Source organism: Naasia sp. SYSU D00948 (genome assembly GCF_017916515.1).
In the GTDB taxonomy this organism is placed as follows: Bacteria; Actinomycetota; Actinomycetes; order Actinomycetales; family Microbacteriaceae; genus Naasia.
Genome location: NZ_JAFMTA010000001.1, coordinates 2134558 through 2151506 on the forward strand (window position 1 = coordinate 2134558; position 16949 = coordinate 2151506).

At 73.2% G+C, this 16949-nt stretch carries 21 protein-coding genes; 13 read left to right on the forward strand and 8 right to left on the reverse strand.

Annotated elements, in window-relative coordinates:
• Positions 1 to 69: 69 nt before the first annotated feature.
• The 4 genes from gatC (at position 70) to J3P30_RS10005 (ending at position 5036) form a co-directional block, all read left to right on the forward strand.
• Positions 70 to 381, forward strand: a complete 312-nt coding sequence (gene gatC / locus J3P30_RS09990) for an Asp-tRNA(Asn)/Glu-tRNA(Gln) amidotransferase subunit GatC (RefSeq protein WP_210480884.1) — start codon at positions 70 to 72, stop codon at positions 379 to 381.
• The gene (gatA, locus tag J3P30_RS09995; RefSeq protein ID WP_210480885.1) at positions 381 to 1961 is read left to right on the forward strand and encodes an Asp-tRNA(Asn)/Glu-tRNA(Gln) amidotransferase subunit GatA; all 1581 of its coding nucleotides are present in this window, start codon (positions 381 to 383) and stop codon (positions 1959 to 1961) included. Before gatC ends, gatA begins: the two co-directional genes overlap by 1 nt.
• Positions 1961 to 3460, forward strand: coding sequence for an Asp-tRNA(Asn)/Glu-tRNA(Gln) amidotransferase subunit GatB (gene gatB, locus J3P30_RS10000; protein ID WP_210480886.1), 1500 nt, complete (start codon positions 1961 to 1963; stop codon positions 3458 to 3460). Before gatA ends, gatB begins: the two co-directional genes overlap by 1 nt.
• 241 nt (positions 3461 to 3701) lie before the next feature.
• A complete protein-coding gene (locus J3P30_RS10005) occupies positions 3702 to 5036 on the forward strand; it encodes an MFS transporter (RefSeq protein ID WP_307807466.1) in 1335 nt (444 codons plus the stop codon).
• A gap of 3 nt (positions 5037 to 5039) precedes the next feature.
• Here J3P30_RS10005 and J3P30_RS10010 read toward each other — a convergent pair whose 3' ends face one another.
• A complete protein-coding gene (locus J3P30_RS10010; RefSeq protein ID WP_307807467.1) occupies positions 5040 to 5690 on the reverse strand; it encodes a TetR/AcrR family transcriptional regulator in 651 nt (216 codons plus the stop codon).
• Positions 5691 to 5752: 62 nt separating this feature from the next.
• Here J3P30_RS10010 and J3P30_RS10015 point away from each other — a divergent pair, with 62 nt between their 5' ends.
• The 3 genes from J3P30_RS10015 (at position 5753) to J3P30_RS10025 (ending at position 8101) form a co-directional block, all read left to right on the forward strand.
• A complete protein-coding gene (locus J3P30_RS10015) occupies positions 5753 to 6139 on the forward strand; it encodes a VOC family protein (RefSeq protein WP_210480888.1) in 387 nt (128 codons plus the stop codon).
• 63 nt (positions 6140 to 6202) lie between these two features.
• Positions 6203 to 7660: an NAD(P)/FAD-dependent oxidoreductase gene (locus J3P30_RS10020; protein WP_210480889.1), complete on the forward strand. Its 1458-nt coding sequence runs from the start codon at positions 6203 to 6205 to the stop codon at positions 7658 to 7660.
• Positions 7661 to 7663: 3 nt separating this feature from the next.
• Entirely contained in the window at positions 7664 to 8101 is a 438-nt protein-coding gene (locus tag J3P30_RS10025; RefSeq protein WP_210480890.1) for an SRPBCC family protein, read from the forward strand.
• Here J3P30_RS10025 and J3P30_RS10030 read toward each other — a convergent pair whose 3' ends face one another.
• Entirely contained in the window at positions 8102 to 8593 is a 492-nt protein-coding gene (locus tag J3P30_RS10030) for an FBP domain-containing protein (RefSeq protein ID WP_210480891.1), read from the reverse strand.
• 11 nt (positions 8594 to 8604) lie between these two features.
• Positions 8605 to 9216: a TMEM175 family protein gene (locus J3P30_RS10035; RefSeq protein ID WP_210480892.1), complete on the reverse strand. Its 612-nt coding sequence runs from the start codon at positions 9214 to 9216 to the stop codon at positions 8605 to 8607.
• Between the two features lie 61 nt (positions 9217 to 9277).
• Here J3P30_RS10035 and J3P30_RS10040 point away from each other — a divergent pair, with 61 nt between their 5' ends.
• Positions 9278 to 10810 carry a methyltransferase gene (locus J3P30_RS10040; protein WP_210480893.1) on the forward strand — a complete coding sequence of 511 codons (1533 nt, stop codon included), beginning with the start codon at positions 9278 to 9280 and terminating at the stop codon, positions 10808 to 10810.
• On the opposite strand, the gene J3P30_RS10045 is transcribed toward J3P30_RS10040, so the two are convergent.
• Positions 10807 to 11052, reverse strand: a complete 246-nt coding sequence (locus J3P30_RS10045) for a hypothetical protein (protein ID WP_210480894.1) — start codon at positions 11050 to 11052, stop codon at positions 10807 to 10809. The two genes, J3P30_RS10040 and J3P30_RS10045, sit on opposite strands and share 4 nt — an antisense overlap.
• Positions 11053 to 11099: 47 nt before the next feature.
• Complete coding sequence (locus J3P30_RS10050; RefSeq protein WP_210480895.1) at positions 11100 to 11561, reverse strand: GNAT family N-acetyltransferase; 462 nt, start codon at positions 11559 to 11561, stop codon at positions 11100 to 11102.
• A 109-nt stretch (positions 11562 to 11670) separates the two neighbouring features.
• Here J3P30_RS10050 and J3P30_RS10055 point away from each other — a divergent pair, with 109 nt between their 5' ends.
• Positions 11671 to 12510, forward strand: coding sequence for a DUF3097 domain-containing protein (locus J3P30_RS10055; protein ID WP_210480896.1), 840 nt, complete (start codon positions 11671 to 11673; stop codon positions 12508 to 12510).
• 46 nt (positions 12511 to 12556) lie between these two features.
• Positions 12557 to 13354 carry an SDR family oxidoreductase gene (locus J3P30_RS10060; RefSeq protein WP_210480897.1) on the forward strand — a complete coding sequence of 266 codons (798 nt, stop codon included), beginning with the start codon at positions 12557 to 12559 and terminating at the stop codon, positions 13352 to 13354.
• A gap of 15 nt (positions 13355 to 13369) precedes the next feature.
• Here the strand turns inward: J3P30_RS10060 and J3P30_RS10065 are convergent, their stop codons facing one another.
• Positions 13370 to 13621, reverse strand: a complete 252-nt coding sequence (locus tag J3P30_RS10065; protein WP_210480898.1) for a hypothetical protein — start codon at positions 13619 to 13621, stop codon at positions 13370 to 13372.
• A 34-nt stretch (positions 13622 to 13655) separates the two neighbouring features.
• Entirely contained in the window at positions 13656 to 14180 is a 525-nt protein-coding gene (locus J3P30_RS10070) for a metallophosphoesterase (RefSeq protein WP_210480899.1), read from the reverse strand.
• Between the two features lie 66 nt (positions 14181 to 14246).
• Here J3P30_RS10070 and J3P30_RS10075 point away from each other — a divergent pair, with 66 nt between their 5' ends.
• Both J3P30_RS10075 and J3P30_RS10080 read left to right on the forward strand, forming a co-directional pair.
• On the forward strand, positions 14247 to 14924 hold the full coding sequence (locus J3P30_RS10075) for an HAD family hydrolase (RefSeq protein ID WP_307807468.1): 678 nt from the start codon (positions 14247 to 14249) through the stop codon (positions 14922 to 14924).
• 34 nt (positions 14925 to 14958) lie between these two features.
• Positions 14959 to 15201 (forward strand): DUF3072 domain-containing protein, encoded by a 243-nt coding sequence (locus J3P30_RS10080; protein WP_210480900.1) that lies wholly within the window; start codon positions 14959 to 14961, stop codon positions 15199 to 15201.
• Between the two features lie 19 nt (positions 15202 to 15220).
• On the opposite strand, the gene J3P30_RS10085 is transcribed toward J3P30_RS10080, so the two are convergent.
• Positions 15221 to 16198 carry an LLM class F420-dependent oxidoreductase gene (locus J3P30_RS10085; RefSeq protein WP_210480901.1) on the reverse strand — a complete coding sequence of 326 codons (978 nt, stop codon included), beginning with the start codon at positions 16196 to 16198 and terminating at the stop codon, positions 15221 to 15223.
• A gap of 95 nt (positions 16199 to 16293) precedes the next feature.
• Here J3P30_RS10085 and J3P30_RS10090 point away from each other — a divergent pair, with 95 nt between their 5' ends.
• A complete protein-coding gene (locus tag J3P30_RS10090) occupies positions 16294 to 16947 on the forward strand; it encodes a DedA family protein (protein WP_307807469.1) in 654 nt (217 codons plus the stop codon).
• The last annotated feature ends 2 nt before the right edge of the window (positions 16948 to 16949 follow it).

Below are 16949 nucleotides of genomic sequence, written 5' to 3' on the forward strand. Positions count from 1 at the left end.
GGCCGCCCGAGCACGTCGCGAGCCCGCTCCGGCCGGGAGCGGTCCAGCCCCCCGCCTAGGATGAAGACCATGCCTGACGAGCCCAGGGTCATCACTGCCGAGCAGGTGGAGCACCTCGCGAACCTCGCCCGCATCGCCCTCACCCCGGCCGAGATCGAGCACCTCGCGGCGGAGCTCGGCTCCATCGTGGAGAACGTGCGCAAAGTCTCCGAGGTGGCGACGCCCGACGTGCCGGCGACGAGCCACCCCATCCCGCTCTCGAACGTGTTCCGGCCGGACGAGGTCGGCGACGTGCTCACGAACGAGCAGGCCCTCTCGGGAGCCCCGGAGGCCTACGACGGCCGGTTCCGGGTGTCGGCGATCCTGGGGGAGGAGCAGTAGTGGACCTCACGCGCCTTCCCGCGTCCGAGCTCGCCGAGCTCCTCACCTCGAAGGAGGTCTCCTCGGTCGAGGCGACCCGCGCCTCCCTCGACCGCATCGGCGAGGCCGACGGCGACCTGCACGCCTTCCTGCACGTTGCAGGCGACGCCGCGCTCCGGCGGGCGAGCGAGATCGACCAGCTCCGGGCGGACGGGCAGGAGCTCGGCCCGCTCGCCGGCGTCCCCATCGCCATCAAGGACGTGCTCTGCACCGTCGACATGCCGTCCACCGCGGGATCACGGATCCTCGAGGGCTGGGTGCCCCCGTACGACGCGACGGTCGTCGCTCGGCTGCGCACCGCCGGCATGGTCCCGCTCGGCAAGACCAACATGGACGAGTTCGCGATGGGCTCCTCCACCGAGCACTCGGCGTACGGGCCGACCCGCAACCCCTGGGATCTGGAGCGCATCCCGGGCGGCTCCGGCGGCGGTTCCGCCGCCGCCGTCGCGGCCTTCGAGGCCCCGGTCGCGCTCGGCAGCGACACCGGCGGCTCCATCCGCCAGCCCGCCGCGGTCACCGGCACGGTCGGCATGAAGCCCACGTACGGCGGCGTCTCCCGCTACGGGGCGATCGCGCTCGCGTCCTCGCTCGACCAGGTCGGTCCCGTGAGCCGGACCGTCCTCGACTCCGCCCTGGTGCACGACGTGATCGGCGGGCACGACCCGCATGACTCCACCTCCCTCGACGAGGCCTGGCCCTCGTTCGCCGACGCCGCCCGCGCCGGAGCGCAGGGCCGGGACCTCTCCGGGACACGGATCGGCGTCATCCGCGAGCTCAACGGGGCGGGATTCCAGGCGGGCGTGCAGACGCGCTTCGAGGAGGCGATCGCGCTCCTCGAGACCGCCGGCGCCGAGATCGTCGAGGTCAGCGCGCCCCACTTCGAGTACGCGATCGCCGCCTACTACCTGATCCTCCCGGCGGAGGCGTCCAGCAACCTGGCGAAGTACGACTCCGTCCGCTTCGGCCTCCGAGTCGTCCCGGACGGCGGCGCCACCGTCGAGCAGGTCATGTCCGCCACCCGGGGCGCCGGGTTCGGGCCGGAGGTGAAGCGACGCATCATCCTCGGGACCTACGCCCTCTCGGCGGGCTACTACGACGCCTACTACGGGAGCGCGCAGAAGGTGCGCACGCTCATCCAGCGCGACTTCGCGGCGGCCTTCGAGCAGGCCGACGTCCTCGTCACGCCGTCCGCCCCGACCACCGCCTTCAAGCTCGGGGACAAGCTCGACGACCCGCTCGCGATGTACCTGAACGACATCACGACCATCCCGGCGAACCTGGCGGGAGTCCCCGGACTCGGCCTGCCCGTCGGACTGGCTCCCGAGGACGGCCTGCCCGTCGGCATCCAGCTCATGGCGCCCGCCCGCGAGGACGCCCGGCTGTACCGGGTCGGCGCGGGCCTCGAGGCGCTGCTCCACGAGAGCTGGGGCGCGCCGCTGCTCGACCGGCTGCCCGCGGACTTCGGCCGGCACCGCGGAGCCGCGCCCCACCTCGCGCCGGTCCCCGGACCCGGCACCGAACCGGACGGAGGAACCGCCTGATGGCCGCCGACGCGCTGCTGCCCTTCGACGAGGCCCTCGCCAAGTACGAGCCGGTGCTCGGCTTCGAGGTCCACGTCGAGCTGTCGACGAAGACCAAGATGTTCTCCTCCGCCCCGAACGCCTTCGGCGGCGCCCCGAACACCCACGTCGCGCCCGTCGACCTCGGCCTCCCGGGATCGCTTCCGGTCGTCAACGAGCAGGCGGTCCGGTACTCGATCTCGCTCGGGCTCGCGCTCGGCTGCTCGATCGCCGAGTCGAGCCGCTTCGCGCGGAAGAACTACTTCTACCCGGACCTCGCGAAGAACTACCAGATCTCGCAGTACGACGAGCCGATCGCGCACGACGGCGAGGTGGAGGTCGAGCTGGACGACGGCACGGTGTTCCGCGTGCCGATCGAGCGGGCGCACATGGAGGAGGACGCCGGCAAGCTCACGCACGTCGGCGGAGCGACCGGTCGCATCCACGGCGCCGAGTACTCGCTCGTGGACTACAACCGGGCCGGCGTGCCGCTCGTGGAGATCGTCACCCGCCCGATCTTCGGTGCGGAGGACCGTGCGCCCGAGCTCGCGCGCGCCTACGTGGCCACGATCCGCGACATCGTGCGCTCCCTCGGCGTCTCGGACGCACGGATGGAGCGCGGCAACCTGCGCTGCGACGCCAACGTGTCGCTCCGGCCCCGGGGCGCCGAGAAGCTCGGCATCCGCACCGAGACCAAGAACGTGAACAGCCTGCGCAGCGTCGAGCGCGCCGTCCGCTACGAGATCCAGCGGCAGGCCGCGATCCTCGACGCGGGCGGGACGATCATCCAGGAGACGCGGCACTGGCACGAGGACAGCGGCACGACCAGCCCGGGCCGGCCCAAGTCCGACGCGGACGACTACCGCTACTTCCCGGAGCCGGACCTGCTCCCGATCGTGCCGTCGAAGCAGCTGATCGCCGAGCTGCGTGCCGCGCTGCCCGAATCGCCCGCGGCCTTCCGCCGACGGCTGCAGGCGGAGTACGGCTTCACCGAGTCGGAGTTCCGGGACATCATCAACGCGAACCTCCTCGTCGAGCTCGAGCAGACGGTCGCCGCGGGCGCCGCGCCCGCTCAGGCCCGCAAGTGGTGGCTGGGCGAGATCCTGCGCATCGCGAACGCCCGCGGCGTCGAGGCCGGGACGCTGGTCTCGCCCTTCCACGTCAGCGAGCTCATCGCGCTCGTCGAGTCGGGACGCCTGACCGACCGGCTCGCCCGCGAGGTGCTCGAGGGCGTGATCGCGGGGGAGGGATCGCCCGACGACGTCGTGAAGGCCCGCGGCCTCGCCGTCGTGTCCGACGACTCGGCGCTCCTGGCGGCCATCGACGACGCGCTCGCGGCGCAGCCGGACGTGCTCGACAAGATCCGGGACGGCAAGGTGCAGGCCGCCGGCGCGGTGATCGGCGCCGTCATGAAGTCCATGAAGGGCCGCGCGGACGCCGCCCGGGTCCGGGAGCTCGTGCTGGAGCGCGCCCAGGGCTGACCGGCTCCCGCCGGGCGCGCCCCGAGCCGCCGAGGGCATCGCAGAACGCCGAGCGCACCCCGTGCCCAGGGCGCTTTCGGTGGTTCAGAGCGCGCTCGCGCAGCGCGGGAAGCGGGAACAGCGACCGAGCTGGACCGGTTCGCCGCCTCCGTCCCTCCTGCCGGCGCCGCACGAGCCTCCTCGGCAGTGGTGTCGCCGGCTCCGTCGATGATGGGATGGACACCGCTCCCGGGGAGGGATCGTGACGGAGACGGAGAAGAAGGCCGGGCGTTCCGCTCGCCCGATGCCCCGCGCGCTCACCCCGTTCCGCTCGGGTCAGTACCGGATGCTCGCCGCGGCCCTCACGCTGTCGCTGTTCGGCGCGGGCATCTGGGTCGTGGCGCTGGTCTGGCAGGTCATCGAGCTGGGCGGCGGCCCGAGCGACCTGTCCGTCGTCGCCACCGCGATGGCGGTCGGCATGCTCGCCACCGTCCTCCTGGCCGGCGCGCTCGCCGACCGCGTCCCGCAGAAGCGCCTCATGCTCGCCGTCGAGATCACGAAGGCGGTCGCGATCGGCGGTGCCGGCGCCCTCGCGGTGACCGGCAACCTCGAGATCTGGCACCTCGCGGTCGTGTCCCTCTTCTACGGCGTCGCCGAGGGCATCGTCTACCCGGCCTACTCCGCCTGGCTTCCCGCGCTCCTCCCCGCCGAGGACCTGCTCCCCGCCAACGGTGTGGAGGGGGTGCTGCGTCCCGTCGTGATGCAGGCCGCTGGTCCTGCCGCGGCGGGCGGGATCATCGCCGTGGCGGCTCCCGGTCCCGCCCTGATCGTGATCGCCGCGGCTCAGGCGCTGGCGGCGGTCGTCCTCGCGCTGATGCGGGAGACGCCGGTGCGCCGCGAGGACATGGGCGCGGGCAACCCTGTGGTCGCGGTGGCCCGCGACATCGCCGAGGGCTTCCGGTACATGGTGCGCACGCGCTGGCTGCTGGTGACGCTGCTGTTCGCGAGCCTCCTCGTCCTCGCGGTGATGGGTCCCATCGAGGTGCTCCTGCCCTTCGCCGTGCGCGACCAGACCGGCGGGGGAGCGGGGGCGTTCGCGCTGGTGCTGGCCGCCTTCGGCATCGGCGGCGCTGTGGGGTCCGTCGTAGTGGCCTCGCTGCCGCTCGCCCGGCGATACCTGACGGTCATGAACCTGTGCTGGGGCGCGGGCTGCCTCCCCCTCGCGGCCATCGGATTCCTCGACGAGGTCTGGGTCATGGCCGCCGTCACGTTCGCCGTCGGGTTCACCTTCCAGGCGGGAACCGTCATCTGGGGAACCCTCCTGCAGCGCAGGGTGCCGCCCGCCCTGCTCGGCCGGGTGTCGAGCCTCGACTTCTTCGTCTCCCTGGCCCTGATGCCCATCTCGATGGCGCTCGCCGGTCCCGTCGGAGAGGAGGTGGGGATCCCTGTCGCGTTCCTCGTGGCGGGAGTCGTGCCCGCCGTGCTCGCGATCGCCGCCGTCGTCGGGTTCGGGCTGCTCCGCGACGAGATCGAGCATCCTCTGGCGCCGCGGCCCGAGCCGGCGGACGGGGCGTCACCGGCGGCCCACCCGGCCTGAGGGTCAGAGCCCGCGCTCGACCAGATCCAGGAGGCGCTCCCGGGAGCTCTCGATCAGCTCGGCCGGAAGCCCGCGCAGCCGGCCGTCGATGACGAGGCTCGCGAGACCGTGCACGGCCGACCAGGCGAGGAACTCCCCGCCCTCCCTGCGTCCCGGTGCGAGCGCGCCCGCGTCGACCAGCTCGTCGAGCACGCCGGCGAGGATCTGGAACGGAGTGCGTCCGGTCAGCCCGGCCTTCGCCGGCGACAGCGCCTCCCGCAGGTCGCCGGGGACCGTGAACGCCGCGCGGAACAGGCCGGGCTCCTCCTGGGCGAAGCCCATGTACGCCGTCCCGACCGCGCGCAGCCGCCGCCGCGCCTGCTCCTCGCCGGACGAGGAGGCGCCGGCGTCGCGGAGGACCGCCTCCATCCGGTCCGCGACGAGCCCCTGCGCGGCGTCGGACACGGCCGACAGGAGCGCGGCCCGGTCCGCGAAATGCCGATAGGCGGCGTTGGGCGAGACCCCGGAGCGACGGGTGGCCTCGCGCAGGACGACGGCGTCCGGACCTCCGGCCCGCGCGAGGTCCAGCCCCGCCGAGAGGAGGGCGGCGCGGAGATCGCCGTGCCGATAGGTGCGGCGCCGCTCGCCGGTGGAGGTCGGCTGCTCAGGGTCCACCTCTCGACGATACCGTCCGGCGATGGCATTGTTGACGATGTTCACATGTGCGAGGAGGCACCATGATCCGGACCACTGCCGCATTCAGCAGCTTCTCCTCCAACGACATCGAGGGCTCCAAGCGCTTCTACGGTGAGGTCCTCGGGCTGGACTACGAGGAGACGATGAGCGGTCTCCAGCTCTCGCTGCCGGGCGGGGGCCGCGTGTTCATCTACCCGAAGGACGACCACGAGCCGGCCACGTTCACGGTGCTCAACTTCGCCGTGGAGGACATCGACGCCGCCGTCGACTCCCTCAACGCGCAGGGCGTCGCCACGAAGATCTACGGCGACGACGAGTTCCCCTCGGATGCGAGGGGCATCGTCCGGGGCGGACCGGAGCTCGGCCCGGACATCGCCTGGTTCCGCGATCCGGCCGGCAACGTCCTCGCGGTCCTGTCGGACGTCTAGCGCACGGGGAGCGGCCGGACCACCCGGGGTCGGCCCCGGGAGCTCGCTGGCAGACTGGTGCCGATGCCTGCCGCTGACGCCGTGATCGTCGGGGCGGGGCCGAACGGCCTCGCCGCGGCCGTCACGCTGGCGCGCGCCGGTCTCGCGGTCGAGGTGTACGAGCGGGCGGACGAGATCGGCGGAGGCACCCGCACCAAGGCGCTGACCCTCCCGGGCTACCTGCACGACACGTGCTCGGCCGTGCATCCCATGGCGTTCGCGTCCGGGTTCTTCCAGGAGTTCGGGCTCACGAGGCGCGTCGAGTTCGTCACGCCCGAGGTCTCCTTCGCCCATCCGCTCGACGGCGGCCGTGCCGGGATCGCGTACCGCGACCTGGCGAGGACCGTGGACGCCCTCGGCCGTGACGGGCCCCGGTGGTCGCAGCTGTTCCGGCGGCTCGTCGAGCACCCGGGAGCCGTCTCCCGCTTCACCGGATCGACGCTCGTCGCCCTTCCCCGGCATCCGTTCACCATGGCGCGATTCGGGCTCGCGACGTTCGAGCAGGGATCGCCGGCCTGGAACCTGCGCTGGCGCGAGGACGTCGCACCGGCGATGCTCACGGGCGTGATGGCCCACGCCGTGCAGCCGCTGCCGTCGCTCGGCGCCGCTGCGGCGGGGCTCGCGCTCGCCATCCACGCCCATGTCGAGGGCTGGCCGATCCCCATCGGGGGATCCCAGCGCATCGCCCAGGCGCTCGCGGACGACCTCGTCGCCCACGGCGGCCGCATCGAGACAGGACGCGAGGTGCGCTCCGTCGGAGAGCTCCCCGCCGCGAGGGCGGTGCTCTTCGACACGAGCGCCCGCGACATGGCGCGCATCGCGGGGGATCGGCTGCCGGCCTCCTACCGGGGCCGGCTGCGGCGCTTCCGCTACGGGAACGCGGTGGCGAAGGTCGATTTCGCGCTGTCCGGTCCGGTGCCCTGGGCGCACCCGGAGGTGCGGCGAGCGGGCACCATCCACCTCGGGGGATCCCGCGAGGAGCTGGCCTACGCCGAGCGCCAGGTGGCGGCCGGGCGTCACCCCTCGCGCCCCTATGTGCTCGTGTCGCAGCCGAGCGTCTTCGACCCGACGCGTGCTCCCGCCGGTCACGGCACGCTCTGGACCTACACCCACGTCCCCAAGTACTCCTCCGTCGACATGACGGCCGCCATCACGGAGCAGATCGAGCGCTTCGCCCCCGGCTTCCGGGACGTCGTGGTCGCGTCCTCGTGCAGCACGGCCGTCCAGGTCGAGGCGCACGACCCCAACTACGTGGGCGGCGACATCGCGTCCGGCAGCGGAGACTTCCTCCAGCTCCTCGCCCGCCCGACCCTCTCCCCGGATCCCTGGCGGACACCGGGGAAGGGGATCTACCTCGCCTCGGCGTCGGCGGCACCCGGGCCCGGCGTCCACGGCCAGGCGGGGTGGAACGCCGCGCTGTCCGCGCTCCGCAACGAGTTCGGCATCCGCCGGGCTCCCGATCTCGCTCCGACGGAAGGGTAGGGAATGGCCGAGAACGTGCGCAGGATCGACGCGAGCCCCGAGCAGGTGTTCGCCGTGCTGGCGGACGGGTGGCTCTACCCGAGCTGGGTCGTCGGGGCCTCCCGCATCCGCGGCGTCACGCCGAGCTGGCCCGCCCCCGGCGCGGAGCTGTACCACTCGGTGGGCGTCTGGCCGGTCGTGATCGACGACAAGTCGATCCTGCTCGAATGGGACCCGCCCCGCCGTGCCGTGTTCCGCGCGCGGGGCTGGCCGATCGGCGAGGCGCAGGTCACCGTCGAGGCGAAGCCGCGGGGGAACGGGAGCCTCGTGCGGATCGTCGAGGACGCCGTCGAGGGGCCCGGACGCTGGGTGCCGTCGTTCCTGCGGCAGCCCATGCTCCGCATCCGGAACACCGAGACGCTGCGCCGGCTCGCCTACCTCGCGGAGGGGCGCGCCCGCTGATCAGCGGGCGAGGACCGTGTCCGTGAAGGCCCCGAGCCGGGTCTGCAGCGTCGCGATGCGGCGCTCGATGACCTCGGCCGGGTCCGGCTGCATGTCGTAGGCCGGGGGAGCGATGCGGATCGTGAGCGAGCACGCGAGGTCGGCGCAGATGTAGGTGCCGACGGTGTTGCCGTCCCGGCCCGCCTCGCCCGCGCGCGGCGCGGAGAACAGCGAGACCTGACCCGCGGGCCTCGGCGTCTGGCAGAGCGAGCACATCGCGTTGATGCCCGGCGACATGCGATTGTCGGCGGCGCGGAGCATCATGCCCACCGGCTCCCCGTCGCGCCACTGGACGATGTACGCCCGCTGCGGCGTCCGCGGGTCCCGCCACCCCAGGTACTCCCGCTGGTCCCACAGCACCTCGTGCAGCCCCGGCAGGGTCATCCGGGCGCTGTCCCCGGCGCTCGCGTTGACGAGCGAGTTGCGGATGTCGGTCTCGGTGAGCGGCTGCATGCCGGTCCAGCCTAACCGCGACGCAGACTCCTGCCCACGACGGCTTCGATCGGGCCGGTGAGGACCAGGACGAGCAGCGCCCAGTAGCCCACGGAGGGCAGCGCGGTCCCGATCACGAGGGCCACGAGGAACGCCGCGGCGTTCGACACGCTGCCGAGCACCGCCCGCGGCGGCACGGGGTTCGAGGCGTCCTCGATCCGGCGGTCGCGGCGGATCAGCAGGGTCATCGCGGTGAGGATCACACTGCTCGCGGCCATGGTGCCGATGTAGAAGGCCACGGTCCCGACGCTCGGGGCGAGCTCCGCCATGACGGAGGTCGGCAGCGGGAGCACCACGATCGTGAGCGCCCACAGCAGGGAGAGCCAGACGAGCGCGTGCGTGTAGCCGGCCACGTGCTCGAACAGCTGGTGATGGGCGAACCAGAGCCGGCCGATGACCGCGAAGCTCACGAGGAAGGCCACGAGCGGCTCGCGATGCCGGACGAACAGGTCCGCCATCGTCGACCCCTCCGCGGCGAGCTCCGGGACGAGGTCGACGAGCGGGAGGACGAGCAGGGTGATGGCGATCGCCACGATGGCATCGGTGAAGTTCACGAGCCGGTCCAGCCCGCGGGTCGTCGCCATCGGCCCAGCCAACCACAGCATCCCTCCCCGGAGGGCGGGTGGGGAAAGCTAGCGTGGAGCCATGTCCGGGCCCCCACGAAGCGCGCCGACCTCCGACCCGGCGCTGCTCGCCGCCCTCCGGGACGACCTCGCGGCGGCCGGCTACACCGCCCCGGCCGTCTCCGGCGTGCTCGGTCCCGCGGCCGAGGGCTCCCTCGCACGGGGCTCGCGGCTCGCCGCGCTCCGCGCTCTCGCGGACCCCGCTGCGGCCGCGTCGGGCCCCGTCGCCGACCTCACCGCCCTCTTCGCGGTCGGCGCTCCCGTCGACACCGACCGTGTCGACGCCGCCCTGCCCTCGCTGAGGGCGCGCGGCGCCCAGACGCTCGGACTCGTCCGCCTCCGGGGCACGCAGGCGCACCCGCTGGTCGAGCTCCGGCCGCACCAGCTCTTCGACTCCGACGGCGTGGGGGAGTGGTGGATCGCCTCGGACCTCGGGGAGGCGGCGGCCGCCGGGCCCCTCCCGGCGGATCACGTCCTCGGCGTCGGCGGCGCCTCCCGCACGCTCGCCGGACTGCAGCTTCCCCGTCCGGCCGGCTCCGTCCTCGACCTCGGAACCGGCAGCGGCATCCAGGCGCTGCGTGCCGCGAGGTACGGGACCCGCGTGGTCGCGACGGACGTGTCGGAGCGGGCGCTCGCCTTCGCCGGCTTCAACGCGGCGCTCAACGGCGTCGAGATCGAGCTGCGGCAGGGGAGCCTGTTCGAGCCGGTCGAGGGGGAGCGCTTCGACCGGATCGTCTGCAATCCGCCCTTCGTGATCACGCCCCGGGGCGCCGACGTCCCCGAGTACGAGTACCGCGACGCGGGCCTCGTCGGCGACCGGCTCGTCGAGGAGGTCGTGCGAGGCGTCGCCGCTCACCTCCGGCCGGGCGGCGTCGCGCAGCTGCTCGCCAACTGGGAGGACCACGAGTCCGCCCCCGGGCGCGACCGCGTCGCCCGCTGGGCGGAGGAGGCGGGTCTCGACGTGTGGGTGGTCGAGCGCGAGGTGCAGGACCCAGTGCTCTACGCGGAGACGTGGATCCGCGACGGCGGCGTCCGACCGGGCACGACCGCGTTCGACCGGATGCTCCGCGCCTGGCTCGACGACTTCGCGTCGCGCGACGTGCGGTCGATCGGGTTCGGGTTCGTGACCCTGCGGCTCGCCGAGACGCGCCGGTTCCGCCGGGTCGAGCGCGCCCAGGGCGGTTCGAGCGGTCTCGGCGGTCACCTGGCGGTGTGCCTGGACGCGCAGACCTGGCTCGCACGCACCGACGACGACGCCCTCCTCGGGGCGCGCCTCGTGGTGGCCGGAGATGTGACGGAGGAGCGCCACTACTGGCCGGGCGACGAGCACCCCGCGGCGATCGAGCTGCGGCAGGGCGGCGGCTTCGCCCGGGTCGTGCCCGTCGATGCGGCGGTCGCGGGCTTCGTCGGCGCGTGCGATGGGGACCTGCCGGTCGCCGCCATCCTCTCCGCGCTCGCCGAGCTGCTCGACATCGACGGGACGGCGATCAGCGCGGAGCTGCTGGGGACGGTCCGCGAGCTCGTCGCGACCGGGTTCCTGATCCCGGCGGACTAGCCGGTGTGGCCCGGGAAGGGTCGCCCGTTCAGGTTGAACTCGTCGTCGGACACGTCGATGTCGCCCTGGTCGTCCGGACCGCCCGTGCCGGGGAGGAGGTGGACCGCGTCCTCGTCGACGTCCGGGTCGCGCTGCGGCATCCCCATCTGCCCGCCCGGGGAGTTCCGGATCTCCTGCTCGCGGTCGCTCCTCGGGCTGTAGGACGTGTCCTTGAGCCTGCTCTCCTCGTCACTGCTCGCCATGCCCTCACGCTAGGCCGAGCGCCGCCGGCGGGTAACGGGGTTGCGGCTCAGAGCGAGCGGGCGTAGCAGACCGAGATCTCCGAGCCGGCGTACGGCCCGAAGTTGGGGATCCGCTCGTAGCCCTCGCGCTCGTAGAAGCGCATGGCGTCCGGCTGCTCGGTCCCCGTCTCGAGGAGCAGCGAGTGCACGCCCCGGTCGCGCGCCTGCGCCTCCAGCGCGCGCAGGATCGCGACCGCGACGCCCGTGCCGCGGCGCTCGGGCACGACGTACATCCGCTTGATCTCCGCGGCGCCGTTCCCGAGGTCCCGGAGCCCGCCGCAGCCGACCGCCGTGCCGGTGTCCGCGTCGCGCGCGACGAGGAACACCGTGATGTCGCCGGCGGACGGCGGGGTGCCGGGCTCGTGGTCGTCGCTGCCGTAGCGGGCGTCGAGCTCCGCGCGCTGAGCGGTCCGGAGCGCGGCCGCGTCCGTGTCGTCCCAGGAGGCGGGGGCGATGGCGGGGGGAGTCACCGCACGAGGAGTCGCGGCGGGAGGGATCGCGGCGGGAGGAGTCACACTTCATTCTGGCGGGCGGCGTGGCCGGTGCAGGCGCGGAGGCGCCCGTGGTTAGCCTCGATCGGTGGACTCCGACCGCTACGGCCCCGACGTGCTGAAGACCGACTGGCGCAAGCCCAAGGCCGCCCCGCCCGCGATCGTCGAGGCCCAGCCGGGGCTCGTCGTCGAGCTCGTGGACGGCGGCTTCGTCGGAGCGGTGGTGGGCGTCGAGGGGCGCCTGGTGAAGCTCGAGGACCGGCGCGGCAAGGTCCGCGTCTTCCCGCTCGGGCCCGGCTTCCTGCTCGAGGGCAAGCCCGCCGTCCTCAAGGCGCCGGCCAAGCTGGCGAAGGCGGGCGGAAGGCTGATCAGCGCGTCCGGCTCGATCGCGGTGACCGACGCCAAGGCTCGGGTCGCGCGTGCCAGCCGCATCTTCGTCGAGGGACGGCACGACGCCGAGCTGGTGGAGAAGGTGTGGGGACACGACCTCCGCGTCGAGGGCGTCGTCGTCGAGTACCTCGAAGGGGTCGACCGCCTCGAGGAGCTGCTGCGGGAGTTCCGGCCGGCAGCGGGAAAGAGGGTGGGGGTGCTCGTCGACCACCTCGTGTCGGGGTCGAAGGAGAGCCGCATCGCCGACGCCGTCGCGCGAGGACCGCACGGCGAGCACGTCCTCGTGGTCGGGCACCCGTTCGTCGACATCTGGCAGTCGGTCAAGCCGGGACGGCTCGGGCTGAAGGCGTGGCCGGTGATCCCGCGGAGCGTCGAATGGAAGCACGGCATCTGCCAGGCGCTCGGCTGGCCGCACGAGGACCAGGCGGACATCGCGAGGGCCTGGCAGCGCATCCTCTCGCGGGTCGACACGTACCAGGACCTCGAGCCGGCCCTGCTCGGCCGGGTGGAGCAGCTGATCGACTTCGTGACCGCCTGAGCGCAACCCCCTCGCGGCCCCCGGACGAGCCGCCGAGGATCGGGGCATGGACTTCGCACCTCGATACGCGATCGTGACCGGCTCGGACTCTGGCATCGGCAAGGCCACCGCGGTGACCCTCGCCGCGGCCGGGATGGACGTCGGCGTCACCTGGCTCGACGACGAGGAGGGTGCGCAGGGGACGGCGGAGGAGGTCCGCAGTCACGGGCGCCAGGCGGTCGTCGCGCGGCTGGACGTGACGCGCCTCGAGGAGTGCGGGCAGATCGTCGACCGGATGGCCGACGAGCTCGGCGGGCTCGACGTGTTCGTCAACAATGCGGGCACGGGCGACAGCGCGCCGATCCTCGAGCTGTCGCTCGAGCAGTGGCGGCACACCATGGCGACGAACCTCGACGGCGCCTTCGTCTGCATGCAGCACGCCGCGCGGCGGATGGTCGCCGCCGGCCGCGGCGGCAGGCTGATCGCCGTCACGAGCGTCCACGAGCACGCGCCCCGCGTCGGCTCCGGGGCCTACACCTCCTCCAAGCACGGACTGGGCGGGCTCGTGAAGCAGTTCGCGCTCGAGCTCGGGCAGTACGGCATCACGGCGAACGCCGTGGCTCCTGGGGAGATCGCGACGCCGATGACCGGTCAGGAGGACCAGGACCCGCGCACCCAGGAGCGGCCGGGAGTGCCGCTGCGCCGTCCCGGCGACGCCCATGAGATGGCCGCGGTCATCGCGTTCCTGGCCTCGCCGTCATCCGCCTACGTGACCGGCGCGTCGTGGGTCGCGGACGGCGGCATGCTGCTCATGGGTCCGCACGGCGGCTCGCACCTGGAGAGCGACGCCTGGCGCGAGGGGTAGGGTCCGCGACGGGGGTCAGTCGTCGCCGGGCACGCGGATGCTGATCCGGCCCTCGAAGATGCCCTTGTCGTCGTCGCCGGCGACCGGGGCGGGCGCGGGGAGGGCCGTCTGGCGCTCCTGCTCGAGCATGGCCTCGTAGCGGCCCGGGGCGAAGACCTCGTCCACTGCGCCGATCATCCCGGCGCCCACCGAACCCGACCCGCGACCGGTCCGCTTCGCGGATCCGCGCGCCGCGATCGACAGTGCGACGATCGCCGCGACTGCCACGCCCAACAGGATCAGCCCATCCACGGGATGCATCCTAAGGCGAGCCGTCGACATCCCGGCGTGGCAGCCGGTGCAGCGTGGCGTCGGTCACGAGTCCGCGGTCGAGCGTCACGGTGAGGTACGTGCAGAAGGGCTGCCGCCGCCGGTCGGTGGGGGAGCCGGGGTTGAGGAGCCGGAGCCCGCGCGGCGTCGTGGTGTCCCACGGGATGTGCGAGTGACCGAAGACCAGGATGTCGAGGTCGGGGAACGCGTCGTCCATGCGGCGCTCCCGGCCCGCGGCCGGCCCGGTCTCGTGGACCACGCCCAGACGCAGGCCCTCCACCTCCGCTCGGGCCACCTCCGGCAGCCGCTTCCGGAGCTCGGGCCCGTCGTTGTTGCCCCAGCAGGCGAGGAGGGACCGGGACGCGTCCTCGAGCCGCTCGAGAGCGGCCAGGTCGACCCAGTCGCCGGCGTGCACGACCAGGTCGGCCGCCGCCACCTGCTCCCACACCAGGGGTGGGAGGTCCCGCGCGCGCCTCGGGAAGTGCGTGTCGGCGAGGAGCAGGAGCCGGGTGGTCACGGGGTCCATTCTCGAACCCACCGTCAAGCCCGTGCCCGGCGTTCCCCCCGCTGGTTGACTGACCGGGTGACCCCCCTGCGCGCGGTGCTGTTCGACATCGACGGCACCCTCGTCGACTCCAACTACGTGCACGTCGATGCCTGGGACCGAGGTCTCGCGGAGGCCGGCGTCCCGGCCCCCGCCTGGCGGATCCATCGCGCGATCGGCATGGACTCGTCGCGGCTGCTGGAGACGCTCGCGGAGGGCGCCGGAGAGGAGGTCCAGAGCCGGGCGAAGCAGCTGCACAGCGAGTACTACAAGCAGGAAGCGGACCGCCTCCGGCCCTTCGCCGGGGCGGCCGACCTGCTGCGCGCGATCCACGACCTCGGTCTGCGGGTCGTCCTGGCCACGTCGGCGCCCGAGGACGAGCTCGAGATCCTCCGGGGCGTGCTCGACGTCGAGGACGCCGTCGCGGTCGTGACCTCCGCCGGCGACGTCGAGACGGCCAAGCCAGACCCCGACATCTTCCAGGTCGCCCTCGGCAAGGCGGAGGCGGCGCCGGACGAGGCGCTCCTGATCGGCGACACGGTGTGGGACGTCCTCGCCGCGAACGCCGCGGGGATGCGCACGATCGGCGTCCTCTCGGGCGGGGTCTCCGAGGCGGAGCTGCGCGAGGCGGGCGCCGTCGAGGTCTACGACGACGTCGCCGACCTGCTCGCCCGGCTGGGCGACAGCGTCATCGGGCAGCAGGTGCGCAAGCCCTGACCGCCTGTAGGGGGCCCGGCGTAGAGTCCGAACCATGAGCGACAACCGATCCGACAGCGGCGAGACCCTGGGCGCCCGCGGCTCCGACGACTCGACGAGCGCATCCAAGGACCCCTCGGACTGGGTCACCGGCGACGAGCCGATGACCGGAGCGCAGCGCAGCTACCTCGACACCCTGGCGCGCGAGGCGGGCGAGGAGCTGCCCGCCGACCTCACGAAGGCGCAGGCGTCCGAGCACATCGACCGGCTGCAGGAGAAGACCGGCCGCGGTCGCTGAGCGGCGCGGCCGAGCCCCGTCAGCCCCTCGGCGCCGCGTCGCGCAGCAGCTGGAGGAGCGGGCCCGCGGCCTCGTCGAGGAACCGCTGCTGCAGAGCGTCCCCCACCTGGACGAGCGCGATGTCCGTGTAGCCGGCCTCCCAGTACGTCCGCACGGCCTCGACGACCGCCTCGAGGTCCGGGCCGCACGGGATCTGCTCTGAGACGTCCTCCTTGCGGACGAACCGGCTCGCGCCCTCGAAGCCGGCCGGCGTGGGAAGGTCGGCGTTGACGGCCCAGCCGCCCGCGAACCAGCGGAACTGGTCGTGGGCGCGCTCGAGCGCCTCGTCCCGATCCGGTCCCCAGCTGACCGGCACCTGACCGATCTTCCGGCTCGTGCCGCCCTTCGCGGCGTCCCACGCCTCCACGATGGCCTTGTCGGGCTCCGTCGAGATGAGGTGATCGGCCAGCTCGGCGAAGCGGTTGATGGACTTCTCTCCCGAGACCGCGATCCCGATCGGGACGCCGCCCTCGGGCGCGTCCCAGATCCGGGCCGAGTCCACCCGGAAGTAGTCGCCGTCCCAGGTGACGAGGTCGCCGGTCAGGAGCTCGCGGATGATCTGAGCCGCCTCCCGGAGCATGTCCTGCCGCTGGTCGATCGGCGGCCAGCCCTCGCCGGTCACGTGCTCGTTGAGGTTCTCGCCCGAGCCGAGGCCGAGGAGGAAGCGTCCGTCGGACAGGAGCTGCAGCGTGGCGGCCTTCTGCGCGACGACGGCCGGGTGGTAGCGCTGAATCGGGGCCGTGACGTACGTCGCGAGATCCACGCGCTCCGTCGCATGAGCAACCGCGCCCAGCACGGACCATGCGTAGGGGGCATGACCCTGGGAGGTGAGCCACGGCGAGTAGTGGTCGCTGCAGACCTCGAAGTCGAATCCGATCTGCTCGGCGCCGACCGCGTACCGGACGAGGTCCTTCGGTCCGCTCTGCTCGGTCATGAGGGTGTAGCCGAATCGTGTCACGCGTCCTCCTTCTCGCCGTTCCACCCTCGCCGGGCGCCTCCTGCGGGAGCAACCCCTTCCGGGCGGGGGCGATCCCCGTCCTAGGGTTGATCCACGTGACGGTCACGGCATGGCTCACCTCCGCGGCGTCGGAGGTGGGCGAGCTGCGCGGGATCATCGGCTTCGCGGCCCGCGTCATCGACGCCCTCGGCGAGGTGGGCGTCGGGATCCTCGCGCTCATCGAGACGGTGTTCCCGCCGATCCCCAGCGAGGTGATCCTGCCCCTGGCCGGCTTCCTCGCCCAGCGCGGCGAGATGGACGTCCTCCTGGTCCTCCTCGCGGCGACGGCGGGCGCCTATGGCGGCGCGGTCGTGCTGTACCTCCTCGGACGCTGGTGGGGCGAGGAGCGCACGATCCGGGCGCTGTCCAAGCTGCCGCTCGTCGACGAGCGCGACTTCCGGCGCGCGGCGGGCTGGCTGCGCCGCCACGGCCGGTCCGCCGTCTTCTTCGGGCGCCTCCTGCCGGGCGTGCGCAGCCTCATCTCGCTGCCGGCGGGCTCCACGTCGATGCCCTTCGGGACGTTCTCGGTGTTCACGATCGCCGGCAGCGCGGTGTGGAACGGCCTGCTGATCGGGCTCGGCGCGCTGCTCGGCACCCAATTCGAGCTGATCGACCGCTACTCCACCATCCTCGACATCGTCATCTGGGCGGCGCTCGGCGGCGTGGTGCTCTGGCTCGTCCTTCGGAGGATCCGGCGCGGCCGCGGGTGAGG

Excerpts from the sequence above, each read along its gene's own strand:
- gatC (WP_210480884.1), top strand. The coding sequence starts at position 70 with ATGCCTGACGAGCCCAGGGTCATCACTGCCGAGCAGGTGGAGCACCTC.
- gatB (WP_210480886.1), top strand. The coding sequence starts at position 1,961 with ATGGCCGCCGACGCGCTGCTGCCCTTCGACGAGGCCCTCGCCAAGTAC.
- J3P30_RS10015 (WP_210480888.1), top strand. The coding sequence starts at position 5,753 with ATGATCCGGACCACTGCCGCATTCAGCAGCTTCTCCTCCAACGACATC.
- J3P30_RS10020 (WP_210480889.1), top strand. The coding sequence starts at position 6,203 with ATGCCTGCCGCTGACGCCGTGATCGTCGGGGCGGGGCCGAACGGCCTC.
- J3P30_RS10025 (WP_210480890.1), top strand. The coding sequence starts at position 7,664 with ATGGCCGAGAACGTGCGCAGGATCGACGCGAGCCCCGAGCAGGTGTTC.
- J3P30_RS10030 (WP_210480891.1), bottom strand. The coding sequence starts at position 8,593 with ATGCAGCCGCTCACCGAGACCGACATCCGCAACTCGCTCGTCAACGCG.
- J3P30_RS10035 (WP_210480892.1), bottom strand. The coding sequence starts at position 9,216 with ATGGCGACGACCCGCGGGCTGGACCGGCTCGTGAACTTCACCGATGCC.
- J3P30_RS10040 (WP_210480893.1), top strand. The coding sequence starts at position 9,278 with ATGTCCGGGCCCCCACGAAGCGCGCCGACCTCCGACCCGGCGCTGCTC.
- J3P30_RS10045 (WP_210480894.1), bottom strand. The coding sequence starts at position 11,052 with ATGGCGAGCAGTGACGAGGAGAGCAGGCTCAAGGACACGTCCTACAGC.
- J3P30_RS10060 (WP_210480897.1), top strand. The coding sequence starts at position 12,557 with ATGGACTTCGCACCTCGATACGCGATCGTGACCGGCTCGGACTCTGGC.
- J3P30_RS10080 (WP_210480900.1), top strand. The coding sequence starts at position 14,959 with ATGAGCGACAACCGATCCGACAGCGGCGAGACCCTGGGCGCCCGCGGC.